General features: G+C 43.8%; 20 protein-coding genes. 17 read left to right on the forward strand and 3 right to left on the reverse strand.

Features of this window, described 5'->3' with window-relative positions; all coding sequences use genetic code 11:
• Positions 1-239 precede the first annotated feature (239 nt).
• The 9 genes from OV592_RS03105 (at position 240) to OV592_RS03145 (ending at position 10,125) form a co-directional block, all read left to right on the forward strand.
• Entirely contained in the window at positions 240-1,586 is a 1,347-nt protein-coding gene (locus tag OV592_RS03105; RefSeq protein ID WP_406610354.1) for a phenylacetate--CoA ligase family protein, read from the forward strand.
• Positions 1,576-2,703, forward strand: a complete 1,128-nt coding sequence (locus tag OV592_RS03110) for a glycosyltransferase (RefSeq protein ID WP_338623790.1) — start codon at positions 1,576-1,578, stop codon at positions 2,701-2,703. The genes OV592_RS03105 and OV592_RS03110 overlap by 11 nt, the downstream gene beginning before the upstream one ends.
• Before the next feature lie 97 nt (positions 2,704-2,800).
• Positions 2,801-3,433 (forward strand): polysaccharide deacetylase family protein, encoded by a 633-nt coding sequence (locus tag OV592_RS03115; RefSeq protein ID WP_406610356.1) that lies wholly within the window; start codon positions 2,801-2,803, stop codon positions 3,431-3,433.
• 5 nt (positions 3,434-3,438) lie between these two features.
• Complete coding sequence (locus OV592_RS03120; RefSeq protein WP_152785890.1) at positions 3,439-4,620, forward strand: glycosyltransferase family 4 protein; 1,182 nt, start codon at positions 3,439-3,441, stop codon at positions 4,618-4,620.
• Entirely contained in the window at positions 4,620-5,144 is a 525-nt protein-coding gene (locus tag OV592_RS03125) for a serine O-acetyltransferase (protein ID WP_406610357.1), read from the forward strand. The genes OV592_RS03120 and OV592_RS03125 overlap by 1 nt, the downstream gene beginning before the upstream one ends.
• Complete coding sequence (locus tag OV592_RS03130; protein WP_406610358.1) at positions 5,145-6,317, forward strand: glycosyltransferase family 2 protein; 1,173 nt, start codon at positions 5,145-5,147, stop codon at positions 6,315-6,317.
• Positions 6,314-7,504, forward strand: a complete 1,191-nt coding sequence (locus OV592_RS03135; RefSeq protein ID WP_406610359.1) for a hypothetical protein — start codon at positions 6,314-6,316, stop codon at positions 7,502-7,504. Before OV592_RS03130 ends, OV592_RS03135 begins: the two co-directional genes overlap by 4 nt.
• Positions 7,494-8,501 (forward strand): polysaccharide deacetylase family protein, encoded by a 1,008-nt coding sequence (locus tag OV592_RS03140; RefSeq protein ID WP_406610360.1) that lies wholly within the window; start codon positions 7,494-7,496, stop codon positions 8,499-8,501. Before OV592_RS03135 ends, OV592_RS03140 begins: the two co-directional genes overlap by 11 nt.
• Before the next feature lie 79 nt (positions 8,502-8,580).
• Positions 8,581-10,125, forward strand: coding sequence for a hypothetical protein (locus OV592_RS03145; RefSeq protein WP_406610361.1), 1,545 nt, complete (start codon positions 8,581-8,583; stop codon positions 10,123-10,125).
• Here the strand turns inward: OV592_RS03145 and xrt are convergent.
• Positions 10,102-11,538: an exosortase gene (gene xrt, locus OV592_RS03150; protein ID WP_406610362.1), complete on the reverse strand. Its 1,437-nt coding sequence runs from the start codon at positions 11,536-11,538 to the stop codon at positions 10,102-10,104. The two genes, OV592_RS03145 and xrt, sit on opposite strands and share 24 nt — an antisense overlap.
• 3 nt (positions 11,539-11,541) lie before the next feature.
• Positions 11,542-12,945, reverse strand: a complete 1,404-nt coding sequence (locus tag OV592_RS03155; RefSeq protein ID WP_016404019.1) for a TIGR03013 family XrtA/PEP-CTERM system glycosyltransferase — start codon at positions 12,943-12,945, stop codon at positions 11,542-11,544.
• Positions 12,946-13,228: 283 nt separating this feature from the next.
• Between OV592_RS03155 and OV592_RS03160 the strand changes: the two genes are divergently transcribed.
• Genes OV592_RS03160 through OV592_RS03195 form a run of 8 tightly spaced genes read left to right on the forward strand, consistent with a single transcriptional unit; the run spans position 13,229 to position 22,835 of the window.
• On the forward strand, positions 13,229-13,870 hold the full coding sequence (locus tag OV592_RS03160) for an XrtA/PEP-CTERM system exopolysaccharide export protein (RefSeq protein WP_194164229.1): 642 nt from the start codon (positions 13,229-13,231) through the stop codon (positions 13,868-13,870).
• A gap of 17 nt (positions 13,871-13,887) precedes the next feature.
• Positions 13,888-15,444, forward strand: a complete 1,557-nt coding sequence (locus OV592_RS03165) for an XrtA system polysaccharide chain length determinant (RefSeq protein ID WP_016404017.1) — start codon at positions 13,888-13,890, stop codon at positions 15,442-15,444.
• Positions 15,441-16,334 (forward strand): XrtA-associated tyrosine autokinase, encoded by an 894-nt coding sequence (locus OV592_RS03170; RefSeq protein WP_406610363.1) that lies wholly within the window; start codon positions 15,441-15,443, stop codon positions 16,332-16,334. Before OV592_RS03165 ends, OV592_RS03170 begins: the two co-directional genes overlap by 4 nt.
• Positions 16,288-17,775, forward strand: a complete 1,488-nt coding sequence (locus tag OV592_RS03175) for a TIGR03016 family PEP-CTERM system-associated outer membrane protein (protein ID WP_406610364.1) — start codon at positions 16,288-16,290, stop codon at positions 17,773-17,775. Before OV592_RS03170 ends, OV592_RS03175 begins: the two co-directional genes overlap by 47 nt.
• Before the next feature lie 2 nt (positions 17,776-17,777).
• Positions 17,778-18,848: an XrtA/PEP-CTERM system-associated ATPase gene (locus OV592_RS03180; protein WP_406610365.1), complete on the forward strand. Its 1,071-nt coding sequence runs from the start codon at positions 17,778-17,780 to the stop codon at positions 18,846-18,848.
• A gap of 54 nt (positions 18,849-18,902) precedes the next feature.
• Positions 18,903-20,942: an XrtA/PEP-CTERM system histidine kinase PrsK gene (gene prsK, locus OV592_RS03185; RefSeq protein WP_406610366.1), complete on the forward strand. Its 2,040-nt coding sequence runs from the start codon at positions 18,903-18,905 to the stop codon at positions 20,940-20,942.
• 39 nt (positions 20,943-20,981) lie between these two features.
• Complete coding sequence (gene prsR, locus OV592_RS03190; protein ID WP_016403557.1) at positions 20,982-22,328, forward strand: PEP-CTERM-box response regulator transcription factor; 1,347 nt, start codon at positions 20,982-20,984, stop codon at positions 22,326-22,328.
• Positions 22,329-22,388: 60 nt separating this feature from the next.
• Positions 22,389-22,835: an acyl-CoA thioesterase gene (locus tag OV592_RS03195; protein ID WP_152785912.1), complete on the forward strand. Its 447-nt coding sequence runs from the start codon at positions 22,389-22,391 to the stop codon at positions 22,833-22,835.
• Between the two features lie 55 nt (positions 22,836-22,890).
• On the opposite strand, the gene OV592_RS03200 is transcribed toward OV592_RS03195, so the two are convergent.
• The gene (locus tag OV592_RS03200; RefSeq protein ID WP_406610367.1) at positions 22,891-24,288 is read right to left on the reverse strand and encodes a TRAP transporter large permease; all 1,398 of its coding nucleotides are present in this window, start codon (positions 24,286-24,288) and stop codon (positions 22,891-22,893) included.
• Positions 24,289-24,303 lie beyond the last annotated feature (15 nt).

A 24,303-nucleotide genomic window follows, 5' to 3' on the forward strand; every position in this document is an offset into this window, starting at 1 on the left:
AATTCACGCCTGTTTAGCGTTACTATAATGCCTAAGTAAAAGGAATTGCTCGATTAATGGAAGCCCTCGCCAACCCAGTAGTAGATGTTTGTTGTTTACTTAAATGTTAGGGTAAGTAGCAAAGGTGTTTCATTGAACGTAGTTAATAACAGCGCTTGAGAAAAGCGAGTAAGCAACTTGCCTGTTCAATACTTTGAGCCTTGTACACATTAGTTATCATACGGATATGGAAGTCAACGATGGCCATTTACCCATCTTTTTTACGAAGCTGCTTAATGCCCGCCTACGAGGCGATTAAAGGCAAAGACTTGTTAAAGCACTTAGGTGCTTATGAGCAACGCCTTTTATGGACTAAAGAGCAGTTGTTAGCTCATCAATGGCAAGAGCTACAAAAACTGCTGCAGCATGCTTACCACAATACTCAGTATTATCCTCGCGTTTGGGCTGAAGCAGGCATTAAAGATCCACGTGATATTGGCAACATGCGTGACTTTGAGGCTTTGCCGATAGTCACCAAAAACGATATTAAGCAGCACTATGCTGAGTTTGTTTCGAGCAAACATCCAAACAATATCCGTAAGTCCACCGGTGGCTCTACCGGACAGCCTTTTCATTTTGAGCTGGATCTCAACAGTAATACTCGCCGAGAAGCTGTTATGTGGCGGGGTTATGGCTGGCTAGGCGCAGGGCTAGGCCAAAAAACCTTGTACTTATGGGGAGCCGATTTAGGCCAGCCATCGCGCTTTAAAACCATTAAAAATGCGCTTTACCACGGCTTCTATAATCGAAAAATGCTCAATTCTTTTGCTATGACTCAAGATAACAAACAAGAGTATGTTGATGATATTAATGCCTATAAGCCAACAGCTATGGTGTCTTACGTAAACCCGCTTTATGAGCTGGCTCGTTATATTAACGATCAAGGAATAAATGTGTGGCGCCCCAGTGCTATTTTAACTGGGGCTGAGCCTTTACATGACTTTCAACGAGAAGAGATAGAGAAAGCTTTTAAAACGCCGGTGTACAACACTTTTGGTTGTCGAGAATTTATGTTGATGGCGGCAGATTGCCAAGAACAACGTAATTTGCACATGAACATCGACCACTTAGTGATAGAAACAATCGATAGCCAAGGACAGGTAGTAACAGAGACCAGTGGCGATCTCTTAGTTACTGATCTCTATAACTATGGGATGCCTTTGATTCGTTATGTAAATGGCGATCGCGCAACGATTAACCATCAGGCCTGTAGTTGTGGAAACCCTTTGCCAATGATGTCTAGCATTGACGGGCGTAAGCTAGACATCATAAAAACGCCGTCGGGTGGCAGTATTCCTGGTGAGTTGTTCCCACATTTATTTAAAGAGTTTGTCGGCATTTCGCGTTTTCAAGTTGTACAACAGCAACTTGAACAAGTCACTCTAAAAATTGTAGCTAATGAGCAATTTAGCGAAGCAGATAAAACCGCCATTAGTGATGAAATAAACAAATATAGCAATGGTGAACTGATGCTTAATTTTGAGTTAGTGGATGATATTCCGTTAACAGCCAGCGGCAAACACAGGGTAACTATTTGTGAAGTCTAAGCCAGCAATGGTGATTATCACCAATTTATACCCTCTTCCTTGGGAACCGAATCGCGCTAAGTTTAATCATCAGCAATTTGAATTGTTAAAGTCTGAGTATCAGCTAAGCCTGTTAGTTCCGGTAGCCTTTCCTGAATGGTTTAAACATCGTAAGCAGATTAAGCAATCTGAAGAGTTACGTTACGCTCCGTATTTTTACACACCAAAAGTGGGGCGTCGTTTTTATAGCGTGATGATGTTTTTGTCTTTGTTATTGCATTCTGGATTGTGGTTAAAGCGCAAGCAAGTCAAAATCTTAATGGCAAGCTGGGCTTTCCCAGAAGCAGTTGCAACTAGTTGGTTAGCTAAACTGTTTAAAGCTCGCTTTTTCTTCAAGGTACATGGCAGTGATATTAATCAGTTAGCAAAAGATCCAGCACGTGCAAAACAAATAAAAAATGCCAGTCAAAGTGCACTGGGTATCTTGTCTGTATCGAAAGCTTTAGCTAAAGAAATGCAGCGGCTAGGGATAGAGCAATCCAAGGTTTCTGTTATCTACAATGGCGTCAATCATCAAAAATTTGGTGGTGAAAGTGACAAACCAATAGCGCAAGACTACATCTTATATGTAGGGAATCTAAAGCCAGACAAAGGCGTTGTAGAGCTCTATGAGGGCTTTGCTAAGATTGCCGCTAAACAGCCTGCATTAAACCTGGTTTATGCTGGTACTGGTGCCAAACGAGCGACCATTGAGCAACAAGCGCAAGCTGATGGCTTAACAGAGCGAGTGACATTTTTGGGCTCTGTTGCGCACGCCGATCTACCAGCTTGGATAGGCAATGCTGAACTTCTCGCCTTGCCTAGCTATGCAGAGGGGGTGCCTAATGTTGTATTGGAAGCGATGGCGGCTGGCACACCGGTATTAGCTACTGAGGTTGGGGGCATTCCCGAGGTGATGGATACTCGCTGTTGTGGCGTGCTTATTCCGCCGAAGAGTTCGTCGGCGGTGGCAGAAGGGCTAGAGCTGATACTGGATAAACAGTGGGATAAACAGGCGATTAAGCAGCATGCTAGTCAGTTTTCTTGGTCGCTTAATCAACAACAATTTCTCGCAATGTTGAAAAATGGTGAAGTTTAAAAGATAAGTTAATAATTTGCTGGGGCTAAGCAGGTATTTTGTTACACTAACAAGCTTGCTTAAGCTCTTAGTATTGGCACAAATGGATTTGTAGTTAATGTTGAATAAGATCAAATATCTTATACGTAGTAAAGTTCTGCCTGATAGTTGGTTTCTGATTAAAAGAAGCCCGCGCGAGGCTGCGCTTTATTTAACCTTTGATGATGGACCTTATCCAGAGTACACCACCGCTTTATTGGCGCTGCTTGCTAAGCATCAAGCTAAAGCAACTTTCTTTGTATTAGGGGCGCGAGCAGAAAAATTTCCTGAGCTCACACGCCAAATTGCTGAGCATGGTCATAGCCTTGCCAACCACTCTTACAATCATCCCCGCTTTGATCATATCAGTGCCGCTGAGCGCAAGTTGCAGATAGAACAGACCAATAACGCTATTCAAAACCTTACTCAGCAACCGTGTCGCTTATTTCGTTCTCCGCAAGGACGTTGGAGCAGTTCTTTACTGGTTTATTTGATTCGGCGTGGGATTACTGCGGTGCATTGGAGTCGCGACTCCTTAGATTACAAAAAAGAACCTAGTGCAACACTAATAAAACGCTTTGACGAGCAACCAGTAAGCGCAGGCGATATTATTTTATTTCATGATGACAACAACCTTTGCATTGACGCTCTAGCGGAACTGATTCCTAAGTGGCAAGCGCAAGGTTTTGAACTTAAAGCATTGGAGAGCTGAGTTAAATGAACATTTTGTTCCACCACCGAACACGTGGCCGAGGGGCCGAAGGTGTACATATTCGTGGTGTGGTTAAAGGTCTACGTGAACTAGGCCACAAGGTAAGCATTTTATCTCTGCCTGGTGCTGATCCGGAAGAAGAGCTGGCAGCGCCGAAACAGCAGCAAGCGGCTAAACCGCCTGCTAAAAAGAGCTTATTTTCTCGCCTGGCTGAGTTAACCAAACATACCCCAGAATTTGTGTTTGAACTGTTTGAGCTGGCTTTTAATGTGTTGGCTTGGTGGCGCTTACGTAAAGCGGTTAAAGAGCAGCAAATAGAATTTGTTTATGAGCGCTATTCATTGTTCATGTTTGCCAGTGTGTGGTGGGCAAAGCGCCATAACATCCCAATTGTGTTGGAAATTAATGACTCCTGTTTAGTGCATCGTGTTCGTGAACTATTTTTTCAACGTTTTGCTCGCTCAATTGAGAAGTGGATTTTTAGTAACGCTACTGGTTTAGTGTTTATTTCTAGTCGCTTTCAACAAGTTGCTCAAGATGCTTACCCAAATATTGCTCCCTCAGTGATTTCGCCAAATGCTGCAGATTTAGATCAGTTTATTATCGATGATGCTGCTGCTTTAGCCTTACGCCAAAAGCTAGAGGTAGAAGATAAAGTTGTCGTTGGCTACGTTGGTGCTTTTGTACATTGGCACGGTATCGACTGGTTTGTAGATTTGATCGCTGAGCGCCTAAAAGATTATCCCAACATTGTTTTATTGTTGGTAGGCGATGGCGTTTGTTATCAAAGTATTAAACAACGCATTGCTGATGCAGGGGCAGAGAAGCAAATTATTATGCCTGGCAGGGTCGCCCATGACCAAGTGCCGACCTATTTATCTGCCATGGACTTTGGCATTTTGCCGGATTCAAATGACTACGGCTCACCGATGAAACTGTTTGAGTTTATGGCTATGGGCAAAGGTATGGTTGCCCCTGACTTTACGCCTATTGCTGAAGTTGTAGCCGACGGTGAAACCAGTTGGTTGTTTAAAGCAAACGACCGTGAATCTTGCGTAGAAAAGGTGCTCAGCCTTTCTTCTCAAGTGGAACAACAGCAGCAAGTTGGTCTACAAGCTAGAGCTTATATCGAGCGTGAAAGGCAGTGGCGTCATAATGCTGAACAACTATTAACCTTGGTGAAGTGATGGAAAATATCAAAGCTGATTTTCGTCGTAAGCAAGAAATTTTCAGATTAGATGGCGCGTCTGTGAGCATGCTGAGGATTGTGATGGCAGATGGTTCTAGTGCCAACATTATTTATCGTTGGATGCGTTGGTGCGCCAATCACAACTTGGGCTTGTTTGCCTATTTCTTCCAATGGCTGAATAAGTTTATGAATGGTTGCGTGATTGGTTCTGGCGCAGAGTTTGGCCCAGGTTTTGTGATTATGCACCCAGTAGGCATTGTGATTAATTCTAAGGTAAAGGGCGGTAGTAACATTACATTAGAAAGTGGTGTGGTGATTGGTGATGAAAAAGGCAAATCACCGCGTTTAGGCTCTGAGCTATTTGTCGGTGCTGGCGCCAAAATCATTGGTGACTTAGATGTTGCCGATCAGGTAAAAGTTGGCGCCAATGCTGTGTTAACTAAATCTGCAGAAGAAGGCGCAACCATGTTAGGTATTCCCGCTAAAGCATATCGCCGAAAGTCAGCCGAGATGGAGCAGTAAATGGAATTGTTATTTTGGTTGGCAGTGGGTTTAATTGGATACAGTTATGCTGCTTATCCAGTTGTACTGCTAATGATTAGCGGTATTAAACAAGCGGTTCGTGATACCCGTTATCTCTGGCGTCGCCGAGAACGTCGTTCACTAGAAGCTAAAGAGTGGCCGTCTGTTTCAATTATTATTGCCGCTTATAATGAAGAGAGCTGTTTGCAGCAGCGGGTAGACAATTTACTGCAACTTAGTTACCCCAAAGACAAACTTACCATTCACATAGGCTCTGATGGCAGCACCGATAGTTCTGCAGAAATTTTGCAGGCCGTGGAGGCGAGCAATTTTAAAGCCCATATCTTTGAGCAAAATCGCGGCAAAATAAATGTACTTAATGACTTGGTGGAATTGGCCGAGGACCCGATTTTAGTCATGTCTGATGCCAACACCCATTTTGAAGTGGACGCTATCGAAAACCTAGTTAGGCACTTTGATAGTGACGACATTGGGGCTGTTTGTGGGGAACTGCATTTAGTTGATTCTGAATCAGCTGATAACAAAGACGGTATCTACTGGCGTTATGAACAAATGCTTAAGTTTCATGAGTCGCGTTTAGGTGCTCTACTCGGCGCTAATGGCGCTATTTATGCGATAGCTAAACCTTTATATCAGGCGCTACCTGCTAATACGATTGTTGACGATTTCATGATTGTGATGAATGTGTCTAAGGCGGGAAAAAAGGTTTTGTATGAACCAAACGCGGTAGCGTTTGAAGAAGTAGCTCCTTCGCTACACGATGAAGAAAAACGTCGAATTCGTATTGGTACCGGTAATTACCAAGCTTTTACTCGTTGTTTGTGGGCACTAAACCCACTGCAAGGAGCACGCTTTTTTGCTTACCTTAGCCACAAAGTGTTGCGCTGGTTTACCCCGCATTTAATGCTAATTGCCTTGGCATGTAACCTAATGCTGGTGGCTAAGCCTTTGTATGCCAGCTTGTTGGCCGTTCAATTGGCCGGCTACTTGGTGGCAGCTTGGGGGAACAGTCGCAGCAAGCGCGGCAAAAGTGTACCTGGCAGCATTGCGTTTCTAACCTTTTTTGTATCTATGAATATGGCTTTATTAAAAGGCTTCTACTCATTCTTGTTTAAAAATGTGCAAGGCACATGGCAAAGGACATCACGGTGATAATTTTTTTGGCTTTAATTGTATTGCTGCTAGTTGGCGCAGCAGCGGTAACCCTAATTATTCGAAAGAAGCACATGCACCTATGGTTACCTCACTACCTAAAACAGAAGTTTAGAGCCAAGGCTAAATTTGAAGGACCAACCCACGTTTTGTTTTGTTTTGTCGATCACTATGAGCCGCAGTGGGGCAAAAATATTAGCCTCGAGCAAGAGCGCGCTCGTGTGGACCGCTGGTTTAATGAATACCCGGTAGTGGCTGGCAAACACCAAGATGCAGATGGTTGTCACCCTAAACATTCGTTCTTCTATCCAGAAGAAGAGTATCGCTATGAGCACTTAGCCAAGGTAGCCGATATATGTGCGCGTGGTTTTGGTGAAATTGAAATTCATCTGCACCATGACGACGATACCAGCGATAATTTGCGCAAAACCTTGGAAGGCTTTACCGAGTTATTACATGAAAAGCATGGTGCCTTTGTACGAAGTGAGGAGACCGGCAAACTACAATACGCGTTTATTCACGGCAACTGGACCTTAGATAACTCGCACCCAGATGGAAAATTGTGTGGTGTGAATGATGAACTTATTGTGCTTAAAGAGACCGGCTGTTTTGTTGATTATACCTTCCCGTCTGCTCCGAGTGTTACCCAACCCGCAACGGTGAACGCGATTTATTATGCCAAAGACGATCCTCATGCGCCTAAGTCGCATGACACTGGCAAAATGGTCAAAGTAGGTGGTCAATTGTGGGGTGATTTAATGCTAATTAATGGCCCGCTAGACCTTAACTGGAAAGCGCGTAAAAAAGGCATTTTCCCGCAAATCGAGAACTCCGATATTCGCACCAGCATGATGCCTACCAAAGATCGTGTTGATTTGTGGGTTAAGGCAAATATTCATGTCGAAGGTCGACCGGATTGGCGCTTCATTAAGATCCATACCCATGGTACCCAAGAAGCAGACATGCCCACCTTGCTAGGTAAACCTTTCGATGACATGTGTAGTTACTTGGAAAGTAAGTATAACGATGGTGAAAACTACGTATTGCACTATGTGTCGGCGCGTGAAATGTACAACATGGCTAAAGCTGCCGAAGCTGGTGAGTCGGGTAACCCAAATCAGTATCGAGACTATCTAGTTAAAGCGCCAAATTATAAAACTTTAGATGAGCATACGGATGCTGAATAAAGCCAAGATACGGCAATTTTTTTTCGGTAAGCGTAGCGTATCTCAAAAGCGCTGGCAGCAACGCGTGCCCGGCATTTATGTATTTAATTATCATAGAATTGGCGACGCACGCTTTAGTGAGTTTGACCCTAACGTTTTTAGCTGTACCGCAGAGCAATTTGAACAACATTTGCTGTTTTATAAACAAGAGTTTGAAGTATTAGATGAAGCCGCGTTAATCGCTTTACTTGACTCGGGTGAAGCCATCACCAAACCCTATGCGTTAATCACATTTGATGATGGCTATATCGATAGCTACCAGTATGCCTTTCCTTTGTTAACAAAACATCAGCTTAGCGCAGTGTTTTTTGTGGTGACTGAATACACCAATGGTGGCATTTTTGCCTGGTGGGACGAGGTAGCTTGGCTAGTTAAGCATTGTCAGTCTAATACATTAAAACTAAAACACTGGTCCCACGCTGTAGACTTAAGTGGCAAAAACCAAACTCAAAATATCCGCAAACTGCTTTATGCCTTCAAGGAAGACCATAGTTTCTCCATGGAAGAGAAGTTAGATATGTTAAAAGCAGAGTGTAAAGCGCCTCCAATGCCCAGCTCACATAGCTTGTTTGCGAACTGGCAGCAGCTAAAGGAAATGGCAGAGGGTGGAATGACTATTGGCTCACATACTCGCAGCCATCCGATTTTAGCGCATTTATCACTAGAGCAGCAGCGCGAAGAGTTAACTCAATCGCGAGATTTCATCGAAAGCAAACTGGGTACTGCGGTTTCCATGCTTGCCTATCCTGTAGGGCGAACTGACAGTTTTACTGAGCAAACCCAAGCGCTTGCACAAGAGTGTGGTTACCGTTTGGCATTCTCCTTTATGAATGGCATTAATACTCAACTAGGTGCGCAGAGTGCTTACCAGTTAAAGCGGATCTCAGTAGACGGCAATAAAGAAGTTGATTCACTGAAAGTACAAGTTATGGAGTTAAATACCAAGCATCGAGCTTAACTAGGCTTGCTCAACCCGTACATTTGCACTTAACTGAATAAGCAATTGTAAACGCCTTTTCACATAGAGGATATGGAATATGCAAGGATTTGCTATTAATGCTTCAGGCATAGTCTGGCGGCCGTTAGTTGTTTGTTTACTGATTTTGGTGGCTGCTGTTAGCAATGTGGCAAAAGCAAGTGTTGAGCTAAATGTTAAAACTCTCCCCAGCACGAATAAGTTCCATTACATCGTTATTCCATTTCCTAATTTTACCGTCTCAGAACAACAGGGCTTTACTCTGAAGCAGCAGGGGGTAAGCCTTAAGTTTACCGCTCATGCCCATTTACTTTGGCCAAAACTTAAAAGCACTGCATTCTATCGAGGTGTATTGTTTAAAATTGAAGGTTTGGAACAGGGCAGTGTAGAGCTCAGTTGGGGAGAAGGTTTGGCGAAGCCGGACCAAGCCCTAAGCTTTGAAGAAGCTCAGCTAGCAGAGCTGCACTACCCAGAAACTTGGCTCAATAAGGCGCTGTATTCCCCGCTAATTTACAACGCTAATAATATTGATTGGGGTTGGTTAGACAATGCCTATTGGCGTTACGCGGCTTACAGTGCCGATGAAGCTATTATTGAGCAGGTGAGTAAACCTAAAGATCCCGCCAAGAAAACCACATTACCCACTAACAGTGCAGCGCCCTGGTTGTATGACCGACCATTCACCTTCTATCAGCTGTATTTTAAGACCGCAGACCCACGTTGGAAGAAAACAGCTCACCAGCAAGCACAGTTTTTTATGAGTCAGCTCGATGACAATGGTGATTTTGCACTAAAAGGCTCGGCCGATCTCAAATACATGTTAAGTGGTGGTCTGCTAATTGACTACCTTTTCTATCCACATCGGTCGACCAAGCTGGCTATTGAAAAAATGACTCAAAAAGGACTGGCTTGGCCAGCCCGCTATTCAACTCAATTAGGCTTTTGGACAGAACGTCATCTGTCAGTTGCTTTAAGTTTGGCGTTAAACCAATGGGAGTTACATAGCGATGAGCAGTCCTCTAAGCGGGTAGAACAGCTACTTGAAGGTATCCGCGAGGACTTATGGGTGAGCGCTCCGGGGCAAGGTGGTTGTATAAAGCACAGTTTGAAAGCCCATTCTAATAAAAACAGTAAAGACATGGTCTGTTCTCCGTGGATGTCGGCATTGGTGGTAGAACAGCTGTGGCGTTACTTTTGGATGACTGATGATCAAAGAGCAGCGGATTTGATTATCGACTTTTCTGACATGCTGCTACATAACGGTTTATATACAGTAGAGTACAAAGGTAAAACTTTGTACATACCGGATTACTTGGTGTTTTTTAAGCAGTCTATTTTTCAAGATAGAAACTCATGGACCGAGCGACAACATGCTTGCGATGTAGCCGGTATGGTTTACAAAGGGGTGTATCTAAAACGACAGCGTCAACAAGATGAGTTCTTGCTAGAGCTGCTTGCTCAAGAATTGCTGAACACTTGTGAGGGCACAATGGATAAGAAAGGGAAAAAAGCCATGAGTAATCCCAACTGGTCGCTAAAACCTCTTAGAAAGTTTAACTGGTGGTTTGCCAGCAATGGCTCGTTAACCTGGTTGTTGAAACAATAATTGGGTGTCTTGGTATTTAAGTAATTGCATCGAGAGCGCTTGTTTGGCTTCACTGCAGTCGTTGTCGACACACAAGGCCGAAGCGGCCACAATTGCGCTTTGGCGTTGCCCAGAGAGGATCTCGCTAAAACGTTGAGCTCGCAGAGCAGAACGATTTGATACCATGCCTTTAGCGCCTGCATAGCTATAAGCTAACACGCCAGGGCGGTTGGCTGCAGAGCGGAAGTAAACAAAGTTAATTGCTTGTTCTGTCTCTGAGCTATCAATTCGCAGATTCTCAGGTACTACTTCATTTAAGTAAAATGAGGCTTTGTTGTCTAAGCCTAAGCCACTAAACAAAAACACCCAATGATTGAGCTCTACTTGATTAACACTAAGGCTTTGTTGCTCAACAGATTGGTACTGAGCCACTTGAAGGGCTGGGTGGTAACTGGTTGTTGCTTTAGCATCTTCGGTGTTTAGTTTATTGGCATCCCATACTGGCCAATCAATTAGGCTGGGTGAAAAAATCAATAGCGCCAAAATAACAAAGGCTAAACCGCGAACCGAAGGGCCTTCTGTTTGCTTTACTTTGGTTTGAGCTACTAATTCGCTGGACAGCTTCCCACCAACGTAAAAAGCTAATATCAAGTATGGGATATATAAATACCAGCCAAGGTTGTTATGATCATAAATTATTTCGCTTTGCATTTGAGTTTCATGGCCAATCAAAATGATTGTGATGATCCGAACCCAGTTAACGATTAACGCGCCAAACATGCAAATAGCAAAAAAGATTAAAGCATTTTTAACACTGCGAATATTGAAATAGATATATAACAAACACAGAAACAAAGAGGTAATAAAGTAGCGTAAGCCACTACAGCCGTTAGCTATTTCGAATTGCCCAGAAGGAATTGAAACTACATTTCCTTCAAAGTAACTAGGAACATGGGTATAGGCCATAACCATCTCTACAACGGTGGTCGATAAGCTTTGTAAAGGTGGCGATAAAATGCCCCAAATCGGAGTGGCAAACAGGAGCACCAAGGCATACACATAAAGGCTTTTATGGTGTTTAAAGATACTCAATAAGCTAAATAGCAAAACAAAGGGTAACAGCGCTCTAACGGGCAAGCTAATTTGGCTTAGGTAAAGCAGCAACTCTATGGCTAAACTGGCAATTAACAATACCAACCATAAGCTAGCACCTTGACGAAACTGCAGTTGTTGACGGCAATCGTAAAGCACATACAGAGCAACAATTGGGATCAGGAATGCATGCGAGTAGGTGCCATCATCAAAGCTATAGCGCCAAATGTCTAATACTACCGGCCAAAAGAGCAAAGCAATTAAGGCGGTAGTACCAAGAACAACAGCGGCTTGAAGTAAGCCGCTGTTGTTTAGTTTGTTGCTTGACTCTGTTGCTACCAAAGATTAACGCCCTTTTCCGAACAAAATAATCTCTGCGGTACGCACCAATATCAAAAGGTCGAGCAGGAAGCTTCGGTGCTTGATGTAGTAAAGGTCAAACTTTAGCTTCTCAAGTGCATCCGCTTCAGTGCTTCCATAAGGGTACTTAAGCTGAGCCCAGCCAGTTAAACCTGGTTTAACGTTGTGGCGCTGGTTGTAATAAGGAATTGATAATACCAACTCTTTTACAAAGGCAGGTCGCTCAGGACGAGGCCCAACAAAACCCATATCGCCCACCAATACGTTATAAATTTGCGGCAGTTCATCGACGCGGTATTTACGAATAAAGTTACCCACTTTGGTTACCCGAGGGTCTTCTTTTTGCGCCCATTTAGCCCCATCTTTTTCAGCATCGGTGCGCATACTACGGAACTTGTAAATGTTAAATGGTTGACCGTTTAAACCAATCCGTTCTTGCGAGTAGAGCACGGGTGCTCGAATACCTTCCTCTAACTTAATCATGATGACGGTAATTAACATCAATGGCCAAGTGAGGAATAATACGATCAGGCCTAAGAAGGTGTTACATACCCAATCTAAAGAGCTACGTAGATAGTTGGTAGAGTGGAAACCATTGCTGTAAATTACCCATGAAGGATAAATAAGGTTTACTGCAATTTGCCCTGATTCGCGCTCGATGAAGTCGATAATATCGGTGATTTCAACGCCACGCAGTTTACATAAAAATAAACTATCTACCGGCAAGTTGGCACGCCGCTCATCGGCTGCAATCACTATTTCTTCTACGCCGTTGGCCAGTACAAATGACTCTAAGGGTTGATCAAGCTCGAGAATAGTTTCGCGTTGAATACCGTCATCAGAGTCACCAGGCATACGAATGAAACCAGCCATTTCAAAGCTTACACGGTCAGATTTACGGCGCATACGTTTTTCAATAATACTGGCGCGTTCACCAGCTCCTAATACCAAAATTCGTTTGCGGCCCATATGCTCATATTGCATTTTGAGCGCAAAGTAACGAATAGTGGTTAAGCCCATCATGACTGCGGCGTAAAGCAGCTCGCGGAAATTACCAGGAAGAACATCTAAGGGCGTAAGTACATAAATAACCGAAGATATGAAATAACCTAAGGCAATACTTACCAATAAACGGCGTATTACTCCACGAAAGGTTTCACGAATTTTTTGGTTATATAAGCCAACTGACAATATTGACAGTTGTATTGGGAAGGTAAATGCCAAACAGTGTAATAACAGTATTCCTTCGCCATAGGCGGGGATGCCTTCAAAGCCGCTAAAGCGGAGAAGTTCAACACCAATGACAAAAACCCCGATGAGCACCAAAAATTCGGCAAGAATGATCGCTCTACTACCGGGATCTAGATTATGAAATTTCGAACCAGCCACGCTTCTTCCTTGAAACAAGATATTAAATATAGTTTTAAGACTAATCAGTATACCGAGATTTAAACGCAGAGCCACAAAAAATCGGTGTTACTTGTGCCCAGCTAGTTAAACCTAAGTTTGTTACCTGCACTTTACATTTCCAACAGCCAGTAGATAAATGTCGATATATTAAAACTATTTAGCTCAAGAGATTTACAACATGCGCGCTCGCACACTATCATGGAAAAAAGGACCACCTCAATCAATGTTATTTTGATGGACTCTCAGCGAAATGGACAGTGCTATGAAAAAACTCAACCAAGTAGTAATTAAATTGCTCTCGTTTATGGCGATAGGGCTTTTCCTAACCGCTTGCTCGAACAACCTACCTACTTTACCTGGCGCGTCGGTTCATCCGTCGCTTACTGCTAACCCAGCTGATTACAAATATCTGATCGGCCCAGGTGATGAACTCAACATCTTTGTATGGCGTAACCCTGAAATATCCGGCACCTTCATTGTGCGTCCAGACGGCATGGTGTCTACCTCACTAGTTGAAGACTTAGAGGTATCGGGTAAAACACCAACTGAATTAGCCCGCCTGATTGAATCAGAATTAGCGGAGTTTATTCGTGACCCGATCGTAACAGTTACTGTTGAAGGCTTTATTGGACCATTTAGCGAACAGGTTAGAGTAATTGGTGAAGCTTTCGAGCCTCAAGCAATTAACTATCGCGAAGATATGACGCTGCTAGATGTGATGATTCAGGTAGGTGGTCTAACAGAATATGCTGATGGCGATAACGCCCGCTTAGTTCGAGTGGTTAGCGGTGAGCAGCGTTCATATAAAGTACTTGTTGGTAAATTGATTCAAGACGGTGAGATTGAAGCCAATGTAGACGTTCTTCCTGGTGATATTATCATTATCCCAGAAGCATGGTTTTAGTCGGAGTAGTCGTATAAATGCAAGATTTAATTGAGGACTTTCTGCAATACCTGCGAGGGGTATGGTTAAAGCGCCGTTATATTTTAATCGCACTGTGGATTATTTGCCCTATTGGTTGGATAGCTGTGACATTGATGCCAAATCAATACACTGCCGAGGCTCGGGTTTACGCAGATACTCGCTCATTATTGCAGCCTCTACTTAAAGGTTTAGCCATCCAAACTGACCCCAGTCAGGAGTTAGCGATGATGGTTAAAACTTTGCTAAGTCGTAGCAACCTGGAAAAAATTGCTCGGGCTAGTGATGCTGACGTTAGGGTGAATAACAGCACTGAATATGACGCTTTGCTAGATAGCCTAAAAGAAACCATCGAGATCGACAAAACGCGTCGAGAAAATCTCTATACCATTAGTTTTGAAGCCGACTCACCACAGTACGTTCGTGATGTAGTGCAAGCGGCATTGGACGTATTTGTTGAGAATACTCTCGGTGAAAAGCGCCAAGATACTGATACCGCCAACTCATTTATTAATCAGCAGATTGAAGAGTATGAGACGCGCTTGATTGAAGCGGAAAAACGCCTAGCTTCTTTTAAGCAGGAATACACAGCCTTTTTGCCTGGTAAAGAATCTACTTACTACAGTAATCTCGAGAACGTTAAAAAGCAGCTAGAAGAGACTCGCTTACAACTTAGTGAGGCCGAAACCAAGTTGGTCTCAGCCAGAGCGCAATTGGCTAGTGAAGAGGTATTGGCCTCCCAACAAACCGCGCGCGTTCGAACTGAGTTTGATGATCGTATTTTGGCAATGCAAACACGCTTAGACGACTTGTTGTTGCGCTATACCGAGCGCCATCCTGATGTGGTGGAAGTGCAGCGTCAATTGGCTTCTTTACAAAAGCAAAAAGAAAATGCCTTAACTACTGCAAAAACGCCTGCAGCTCTCGCCTCGGAATCGGTGATCTATCAAGATCTCAAGATTACCGTTAGTCAAATTGAGAATGATGTGGCTTCGCTTAAAGTTCGTGAGCAAAGACACAAAGAGAAAGTCGATAACTTAGAGGAGCAGCTACGCCAGGTACCTGACGTAGAAGCAAAGCTTACTGGGCTTAACCGTAACTATGAGATTACCAAGTCTAAGTACGAAGACTTGTTATCGCGCAGAGAGAGCGCGCTTATTTCACAAAGTGCCGGCAAAACTACTGACGACATTAAGTTTAGGGTTATTGATGCTCCAAGGGTTCCCATTGAACCTTCTGGCCCAAAACGTCCTCTTCTTATTGCCGGAGTACTGATTTTTGCCCTAGCTGTTGGGGTTGGTTTGTCGTTGGCCTTTAGCCAAGTGAACCCAGTGGTTTCAAGTATCCAGCAATTATACCAGCAAACTGGTTATCCTGTTCTAGGAGTGGTATCTGCCACAGAAAGCTCTGGTTTGTTGAAAGTAGAAAAACGTAAGATGCGAGTGTTTGTATTGTCTAACGCGGTTTTACTATGTGGCTTTGTTGGCTTTATGGTGATCAACCTATTGCCAAACTTACACAGTAAAATTATTACCGGTTTAGGTGGATTGCTATGAGTACCATAGAAAAAGCAATGGGCAAGCTTGCTAAACAAGCCCAAGCCAAGCAAGAGGGTAGTGAACAGCCTGAAGCTGCTGAGTCAAACCAAGCCGCGGCTAGCAGTGAGCCTTCTACAGAAAAGCGTGAAAAGCCGGTATTGCAAATAGATTCCGCGGTGTTAAAACGTTTAGGCATGCTGTCAGATATTCGCTCTCGCGAAACCAGAATGCTCAGTGATGAGTACCGAAGCATTAAACGTAAGCTGATTAAAAATGCATTTGAGCCAGGTTTAATACCGAAAAATAAAAGTAACTTGATCATGGTTACTAGTGCTAACCCCGGGGAAGGTAAAACATTCACTTCAATTAACTTAGCGCTGAGCTTAGCCTTGGAAAAGGATAAAACAGTACTGTTAATTGATTCTGACGTGTTAAAGCCAACTGTGAGTAAAACCTTGGGTATTGGTCAACACATGGGCTTGATGGAGTATCTATTAGGTGAAACTGATGACATTGCTGATGTTATCTATCACACCAATATACCTAATTTAAGAATTATGCCGGCAGGCATGCCGCATCACTTGAGCAATGAGTTGTTGGCCAGTGACAAAATGCGCTCTCTTACTGAAGAGCTAAATAGCCGTTATTCCGACCGCGTCGTATTGTTCGATAGCCCACCGGTACTCGGGGTAAACGAAACGGTGGTATTGTCTAACTTCATTGGGCAAGCAGTGGTGGTAGTTGAACAAGATGGAACCAAGCTCGCTGCGATTAGATCTGCTGTATCGCAATTTAGCGATGAGCTAGCGATCGGATATGTATTGAATAAAGCAGTACACGGCAAAACAGGGACTTACGGATATGGCTACGGATATGGCTATGGTTATGAGGAAGAACGCAGCGCCTAGAGCAGTTGTTGCGCTTGCTATTGCTGTTGGAATATCAAGCTCGGTTAATGCCGCAGAGGTAGAGTTTCGCCCAGAAATAGGTGCGGAGTTAGTTTATACCGATAATGCAGGTCTTACTGAGGAAGCACCAGAGTCTGGTGAAATTGGTGTGTTATCAGCGGGCATTGTCTCCGAAGTTATTGGTAAAGACGGTGAACTCTCCCTTGATTATCGGGCAAGGCAAACATATCACTCTTACGATTCCGAAAAAAATAAGCTTTATCACGAGCTAGATTTTACTGGTGATAAAAAACTGGGAAAATCTGGCTTTAGTGTCGATGCTGTTGCATCTGTTGATATTCTGCCCGCAGAGGTAAGTAGCAATGCTATTACCGATGTTATTTCTGGAGACTTGATTCAAGGCAGCGAGTTAGGCCTAGGTTTAAACTATCAATCAAACCCTCGTAAATGGGTAGATCTAAACGCTCGAGTTGCCAGTAGCTTGTATCGTTATGAAGACGACCGTGGTAATAACAACGACTATGACGCCTCGCTGCTGTTTAAAAATGGCCAAAAAGTAAATTCAGTATTTTGGTTAATTGATTCTAGCTACATTCGCCGTGAAGCGCGGGGCAACTCTTCAGAAACTGAAAATATTAAATATAAAGGTGAGTTGGGTTTGCAGCAGCGATCTGGCTTTAGCCCTTTTATTAGCTACTATGCTGAGAGTTACTTGCAAGGTGTTAGCTCATCGGAAAAGGTGGGGGAGTCAGAAAGCTGGGGGCCAGCAGTTCGTTACTTTCGCTCTCGTTTAAGCTACTTCGAACTGAGCTATAACTTTTCTCTAGATAAAGATAAAAACGAAGATTATGTGGGGGCTGCGGTTAATCTCGAGCCGAATCGCCGCACCAAATTGTTCTTTGAATATAGTAAGCGTTTTTATGGTGATGCCTATGAATTCACCTTCTTCCACCAAAAGCGCCGTATTAGTACCGACATTAGCTACATTGAAGAGCCCACAAGCTTCGATCGCCGTTTCTTTGTTGAAGGTGACAGTGTAGAAGAGCAAAAGCTTGATAAAACCTTTAGATGGAATACAGGCTTAGACCTTCGCCGCTCAGGGCTCGATTTTGAGTTACGCCATCAAACCCGTGAAGGTTTGCGTGATGTAACGGATTTTGTCAAGGACACAACTTATGGTGGCGGAATTAGCTTAGACCATAAGTTAAGTCGTAAGCTGGTCATTGCCTTTGCATTTGATTACGACCACTACACATTTGACCGCCTCAATGGCATCGACCAAGTGGATAAGTACAGTCGCTATGATCTGTCACTAAATCAAGACCTCATCGAAGGGTTCTTCCTCACTTATCGCTACCAATTTACTCATCGTAGCTCCAATATAGTGGGCAGAACCTATGACGAAAACCGAGTATCGATTAACGCGACTAAGCAGTTTTAAGTATGTATGAATCATTTTTTGGCTTAAGTGATAAACCATTTAAGCTTAGCCCCGACCCTAAGTTTTTTTTTGCTAGCCCTCACCATGATCGCGCGGTGTCTTATCTGCGTTATGGCTTATCTCAAGGTGAAGGTTTTATTGTTGTAACGGGGCCAATTGGTACCGGAAAAACCACCATCGCCAGAAGCTTATTAGCCTCGGTGGACGACTCAATTGTGGCTGCTCAAATTGCGACAACTAAACTTAACCCCGACGAATTAGTTCGTTTAGTTGCAGCCCAGTTTAGTATTGATGTCGAAGGCCTAAACAAGGCTGATATCCTAAAGCGATTTGAACAATATTTGCTGACTCTAAATAAGCAAGGCAAACGCGCCTTATTAGTGGTAGATGAAGCTCAAAATTTACCAGCAGAAACCGTTGAAGAACTGCGAATGCTGTCTAACTTTCAACTCAACGACAAACCTCTTTTTCAGAGTTTCTTACTTGGGCAGGAAGAGCTAAAACCGATTATTGAACTGCCAGAAATGGAGCAGTTTAGGCAACGGATTATCGCCTCTTGTCACCTAAAACCCTTGGATGCAGAGCAAACCCAAGGTTATATATTGCACCGCCTCAAGCAGGTGGGTTGGAATGAAAACCCTAAGTTAGATGATGATATTTTTCAGCAAATTGCTGACTTTACTAAAGGTATTCCACGAAAGATTAATATCTTTGCTGACCGACTGTTTTTATATGCGTTTTTGGAAGACTTACACGCGATTAGCCAAGCCGACGTAGCTGCAGTTATAGAAGAGATGGGCGGTGAGCTTTCTGGTTCTTTACAAGGTACGCCAGAACAGCAAGGTGTCTCGGATATTGATGCAGTGTTGGGGCGCCAATATGAAGACGGTACCGGTGTTAATGCCAGTATTGGTAATGCTGCTATTAGTGATAGTCAGTTAAAAGCAAAACTACTAGATGTGTCTAGCTATCTAGAAGAAGTAGTGTTGCGAAAAATTAAAATCATTCGCTATCTAGATAAAATGATTGAGAAGAAGCGCAAAGAAATCGTCGAGTTAAGCGAAAATAGCTAAGTATTTCTCATTACCCGCTGTCACAAAGCCTAGCTTGGAAATGGAAGGTCACGTTTGAGTATTATTGTTGGTTTATTAGGCTACAGCATTGCAGCGGTGGTGTACCTGCTATTCAGTTTACTGTTGCTCACCACTAAACAAAGCGGCTTCCAGCGCCAAGCATTGAGCTTGGTGGTGTTTTTCACGCTGCTTTGGGCTAGCGCTGGGGTTGCTCAAATGTGGATAGCCCTTCCTCTTGGCTATTTATTTGGTATCGAGAGCCTGCGTAATGCACTGTGGTTCTTATTGCTTTATGCCACCATCGCTCCACGTTTCGAGCTTAGTAATTTTGTTCGTGGCCCTTGGCGAAAAAAAGGCTTGCTGCTTGGCTTGATATTTATCGCATGTCTACAAGTGGTCACTGCTTTGGCAGGCCTGAAGTTAAATCAGTTCTGGTTAGTAACACAGCTATCACAAACCGTTATTGGTCTGTGGTTAATAGAGCAGTTATATCGACGCATTGATGTTAGTGCTCGTCCCACTATTAAACCAATGTGCCTTGGTTTGGGCGGCATGTTTGCTTTCGACTTTGCGCTGTATGCCAACGCCTTAATTACTTCAGGGATCTCTTTTGATTTTTGGAGCCTACGTGGATTTGTTGCCATTTTAGCCGCGCCGTTGGTGTTATTAAGCGCACGCAGGATCAAACGTTGGTCCACCAAAATCTATGTGTCACGTGATGTCATTTACCATAGCACTCTGTTATTGGTTGCCGGCGGTTACTTACTGGTTATGGCTTTAGTCGGTTATTACATCAGGTATGCTGGTGGTGACTGGGGCAGCATGGCGCAAAATGGCTTCTTTGCCTTAAGCGCGTTAATTCTAGTCAGCTTGTTTTTGTCTGAACGCTTACGCAAGCGTTTAAAAGTGCAAATCACTAAACACTTTTTCGCCAATAAATATGAATACCGTGAAGAGTGGATGAAGTTTGCAGCGGTGCTTGAAGAAGATGGCGTTTCGCCTTACAGCATTGCACTTAAGGCAATTAACCAGCCTTTCGATTGTCAGTATGCTGGCTTGGCTATCGTAGAAAACGGCCGGTATGTGGTTAAAGCCACTTATAACATTCGAGATGATGACTCTCAGGCTCAGTTATGTTTAGACCACTTGGCTGGGCAAGCCATCGAGCACCAATGGATTGTCGATATTGAAGAGCTGAAAGAAGACACCAGTGTAGTGCCGTTTCAAGTCTCCACTAACCAGTTACAGCAAATTACAAAGTTTTGTTATGTCATTCCGATGAGCACCAGTGCTGGCTTTAAGGGGGTGATTTTGCTGTCTGCACCCTCTGCTATCCATAGTGTAAATTGGGAAGACCGAGATTTGATGCGCGCGATTAGTCGCCAACTGGCGGTATTTCTTAACTTGCACCGTTCTAACTTGGCGTTGGCCGAAAGCCAACAGTTTGATACCTTTAATCGCATGTCTGCTTATCTGGTGCATGATCTTAAAAATGTTTTGGCACAATTGCAGCTGATGTCGAAAAATGCGGTTAAGCATAAACATAACCCTGAATTTATTGATGACGCGTTTGAAACGGTAGACTCTGCAGCCAATCGTTTGGCTAAAGTTGTAGCGCACCTCAGCAAGAAACAACGAGTTGATACGGTAGTTGCTCCTTTTCAGCTAAAAGCGGCACTTGAGCAGGTTGCCCAATCGCGTTCCATTAGTAAGCCTATTCCGCAGTTAGCGTTCAGCTTAAGTGAGAACTTTGAACTGGTGGGTGACCAAGAGCGCTTTGTAAATGTGGTTTCGCATCTAGTGCAAAATGCGCAAGATGCTACGGCAGAAGACGGCTTGATCAGTATACGCGCTGGCAAGCAAGCCAATGAGTGTTTAATAGAAATACAAGACAACGGCGAAGGAATGAGCGTAGAATTTATTGATACACGCTTATTTAAGCCGTTTGATACTACCAAGGGCAATGCTGGCATGGGTGTAGGCGCCTATGACGCGAAGCGATTTGTCGAAGAACTTGGTGGGCATATACAAGTTACGAGTAATGTTGGCGAGGGTAGCTTATTTAAGTTGTACTTGCCCATTCACAAAATTTAGCTGGCCTAATGCGCCAGCAAAGCTGATGGAAGAAATAACATGGAAACGTTACTGGTTGTTGAAGACGACCCAGGTATTCAAAAACAGTTAAAGTGGAGCTTTAGCGACTACGAAGTCATTATTGCTGGTGATAGAAAGGAAGCCATCACTGCTCTACGTCGTTATGAGCCTAAAGTGGTTACTTTAGATTTGGGTTTGCCGCCAGATGAGGCTAATGCCAGTGAAGGCTTGGCAACGCTCAAAGAAATGCTGGAGTTAAACCCAAAGCTTAAAGTTATTGTTATTACCGGTAACGAAGATAAAGAAAACGCCCTAAGCGCTATCGCCATGGGGGCACACGACTTTTATCAAAAACCGATTGATGATGACACCATGTCGGTGATTATCGCTAGAGCCTTCTGGGTTGCCAATATAGAGTTAGAAAACGAGACTCTGAAGGGCGCATCGTTAGATAACAACGGCTTTTTGGGTAACTCTCCGCAAGTTCAAAAAGTTTGCCGCATGGTGGAGCGCATTGCCCCTACCGAGGTAACCACACTGTTGTTAGGTGAAAGTGGTACGGGTAAAGAAGTGCTTGCTCGCGCTATTCACCAACAAAGCCCACGTAAAGATAAACCTTTTATCGCCATTAACTGTGCCTCTATTCCAGAAAACTTGCTTGAAAGCGAGCTATTTGGTTTTGAAAAAGGCGCGTTTACTGGGGCACATAAAACCACCGAAGGTAAGATTGAGTGTGCTAATGGCGGTACCTTATTTTTAGATGAAATCGGCGATATGCCGTATCCGTTACAAGCTAAGATTCTTCGCTTCTTGCAAGAGAAAGTGGTTGAGCGAGTAGGCGGACGTAAAGAAATCGCCGTTGATGTGAAAATTGTTTGTGCAACCCACCAAAACTTGCAAAACATGGTTGAGCAAAAAGAGTTTCGTGAAGATTTATTTTACCGAATCAGTGAGATCACCATTAATATCCCACCGCTTCGCGACCGCGGTGAAGATGTGGTGTTGTTAGCACGTGCTTTCTTGCAAAATTATAACAAGCAAATGCAGCGTAATATTAATAACTTTAGTGATGACGCTATTACTGCTTTAAGCAATCACCGTTGGCCTGGCAATATTCGCGAGCTGCAAAATAAGGTGAAGTCGGCAGTTATCATGGCCGACAATAAGCAAATTACCGCCGATGACTTGGCCCTGCCGATTGGCGATGAAGAACAAGTTAAACTGGCGCTAAATCTTCGCCATGTACGCGAAGCTGCCGAGAAGCAAGCAATTAATAAAGCTTTGGCGCTAAGCAACGGCAATATTTCTAATACCGCTGGTCTGCTTGGTGTTACTCGCCCAACCTTGTATTCTTTGCTCGATAAATACGGTTTGAAAACTGACTAAGGTCGGTTTCTTTGTAAAGCGGCGAGAGTCGCTTGTTGTAGTTACTCAATTAGGCCCCACATGGATAAGTCACAAACAGAAATGAATATATTGGTCACCCCAGAGATGGCCAATTTCTCCGGTAAGATGCATGGTGGAGCCATGTTAAAAAAGTTGGATGAAGTAGCTTACACCACAGCTATTCAATATTGTGGGAACTACGCAGTAACGCTATCGGTTGATCAAGTATTGTTTAAAAACCCGGTAGAGATTGGTGAGTTTGTTACTTTTTTAGCTTCGGTTAATTACACCGGACGAACCTCCATGGAAATTGGTATTAAAGTGGTTGCTAAGAATCTTAAAGAGCAAACTGTACGCCATACTCACTCTTGCTTTTTCACGATGGTAGCAGTTGATGAGCAAGGTAACTCTGCAGAAGTGCCACCGCTTGAACCAAGCACAGAAGTAGCCAAACGGCGATTTAATGATGCCTTGCGCCGTCGTCAGCGGCGCATGGAAAAAGCATAAAAAACTAAAAAGGCCTGCTAGATTTTGCAGGCCTTTATCTTATTTGGAGGGGAGATTAATAACCATTTAGTCGGTCGAAGTACTCCGGCAAAAATAGTGATATTTGCGGTATGTAAGTAATTAATATCAGGAAGAATAGCAATAAGCTTAACCAAGGTAAGCATGCCTTAATTACCCATCCCATGCTCTTTCCAGTTATCCCCGCTGTAACAAAGAGGTTTAAACCAACCGGTGGAGTAAGCATACCGATTTCCATGTTCACTACCATAATGATCCCCAGGTGAATTGGGTCTATGCCCAGTTGTGTCGCAATAGGGAACAAGATGGGCGCCATGATAAGCAAAATGGCGGAAGGCTCCATAAAGTTACCAGCAATCAGCAACAAGATATTCACTACTACCAAAAATGCCCAAGGCTGAAGACCATAGGCCACAATGGATTCGGCAATCATGTGAGGAATGCGCTCGGTGGTTAATACATGCGCAAACAACATTGCGTTAGCAATAATGAATAGCAGCATAATGCTCACTTTTGCCGCATCTTTAAGTACTTGGCGCACTTCCGGATCACCGACAGACTTAAAGATACTAACCGGGAATAGCATTAAGTTACGGGCAACGGCCGCGCCTATGCTTTCGCCTTCGTTCTGCCAAGCTTGGTGTTTAATCGGGCCAATATCTCGATAGCCATAAACCGACACTAAAAAGGCATAAATTGCTGCCACTGATGCAGCCTCGGTTGGGCTAGCTACCCCGCCATAAATTGAACCAAGAACAATCACAATCAGCATCAAGCCACCTGTGGCTTTAAGTGCCGAAATCGCCCATTTTTTGCAACCCGGATAGGCTTGAGCAGGCAAGTTTTTTACTCGCGCAACGATATAAATGGCAATCATTAAAATGGTGCCCATCATGATCCCAGGAATAAACCCTGCCATAAACATACGCGAAGCTGATACTTCGGTAGCGGCGGCGTAAACTAGCATCACAATAGAAGGTGGGATCAAGATGCCAAGCGTACCGGCATTGGCAATCACGCCAGCTGCCAGCGATTCTGGGTAACCAGAGCGCACCATGCCCGCAATTACAATAGAGCCAATGGCTGCTACGGTAGCAGGGCTAGAGCCAGATACTGCCGCAAATAGCATACAAGCCAATACCGAGGCCATGGCTAGGCCCCCACGAATATGTCCCACACTATCCATGGCAAAATTAATTAGCCTGCGCGCGACACCGCCTGTGGATAAAAAGGCTGATGACAAAATGAAAAAGGGGATAGCTAATAAAGTGTAGTGTTCAGAGGTGGCTTCAAATAGCTTTAATGCTACTGACGCTAAAGAGTCGTTAGAAAACAATAGAATGGTTGTCATGCTAGCAAAGCCAAGCGCGATGGCGATAGGCATGCCAATAATCATGCATACAAACAGTAAAATAAACAGAGTAAAAGTTGTCATGGTCAGTTCCTTTGC

This window comes from Agarivorans sp. JK6 (assembly GCF_045277145.1).
Lineage (GTDB): Bacteria > Pseudomonadota > Gammaproteobacteria > Enterobacterales > Celerinatantimonadaceae > Agarivorans > Agarivorans albus.

What these genes read in the sequence shown, in the direction of transcription:
- OV592_RS03105 (WP_406610354.1), top strand. Translation starts at nt 240, where the DNA reads ATGGCCATTTACCCATCTTTTTTACGAAGCTGCTTAATGCCCGCCTAC.
- OV592_RS03115 (WP_406610356.1), top strand. Translation starts at nt 2,801, where the DNA reads ATGTTGAATAAGATCAAATATCTTATACGTAGTAAAGTTCTGCCTGAT.
- OV592_RS03120 (WP_152785890.1), top strand. Translation starts at nt 3,439, where the DNA reads ATGAACATTTTGTTCCACCACCGAACACGTGGCCGAGGGGCCGAAGGT.
- OV592_RS03125 (WP_406610357.1), top strand. Translation starts at nt 4,620, where the DNA reads ATGGAAAATATCAAAGCTGATTTTCGTCGTAAGCAAGAAATTTTCAGA.
- OV592_RS03130 (WP_406610358.1), top strand. Translation starts at nt 5,145, where the DNA reads ATGGAATTGTTATTTTGGTTGGCAGTGGGTTTAATTGGATACAGTTAT.
- OV592_RS03140 (WP_406610360.1), top strand. Translation starts at nt 7,494, where the DNA reads ATGCTGAATAAAGCCAAGATACGGCAATTTTTTTTCGGTAAGCGTAGC.
- OV592_RS03145 (WP_406610361.1), top strand. Translation starts at nt 8,581, where the DNA reads ATGCAAGGATTTGCTATTAATGCTTCAGGCATAGTCTGGCGGCCGTTA.
- OV592_RS03160 (WP_194164229.1), top strand. Translation starts at nt 13,229, where the DNA reads ATGAAAAAACTCAACCAAGTAGTAATTAAATTGCTCTCGTTTATGGCG.
- OV592_RS03165 (WP_016404017.1), top strand. Translation starts at nt 13,888, where the DNA reads ATGCAAGATTTAATTGAGGACTTTCTGCAATACCTGCGAGGGGTATGG.
- OV592_RS03170 (WP_406610363.1), top strand. Translation starts at nt 15,441, where the DNA reads ATGAGTACCATAGAAAAAGCAATGGGCAAGCTTGCTAAACAAGCCCAA.
- OV592_RS03175 (WP_406610364.1), top strand. Translation starts at nt 16,288, where the DNA reads ATGGCTACGGATATGGCTATGGTTATGAGGAAGAACGCAGCGCCTAGA.
- OV592_RS03180 (WP_406610365.1), top strand. Translation starts at nt 17,778, where the DNA reads ATGTATGAATCATTTTTTGGCTTAAGTGATAAACCATTTAAGCTTAGC.
- prsR (WP_016403557.1), top strand. Translation starts at nt 20,982, where the DNA reads ATGGAAACGTTACTGGTTGTTGAAGACGACCCAGGTATTCAAAAACAG.
- OV592_RS03195 (WP_152785912.1), top strand. Translation starts at nt 22,389, where the DNA reads ATGGATAAGTCACAAACAGAAATGAATATATTGGTCACCCCAGAGATG.
- OV592_RS03200 (WP_406610367.1), bottom strand. Translation starts at nt 24,288, where the DNA reads ATGACAACTTTTACTCTGTTTATTTTACTGTTTGTATGCATGATTATT.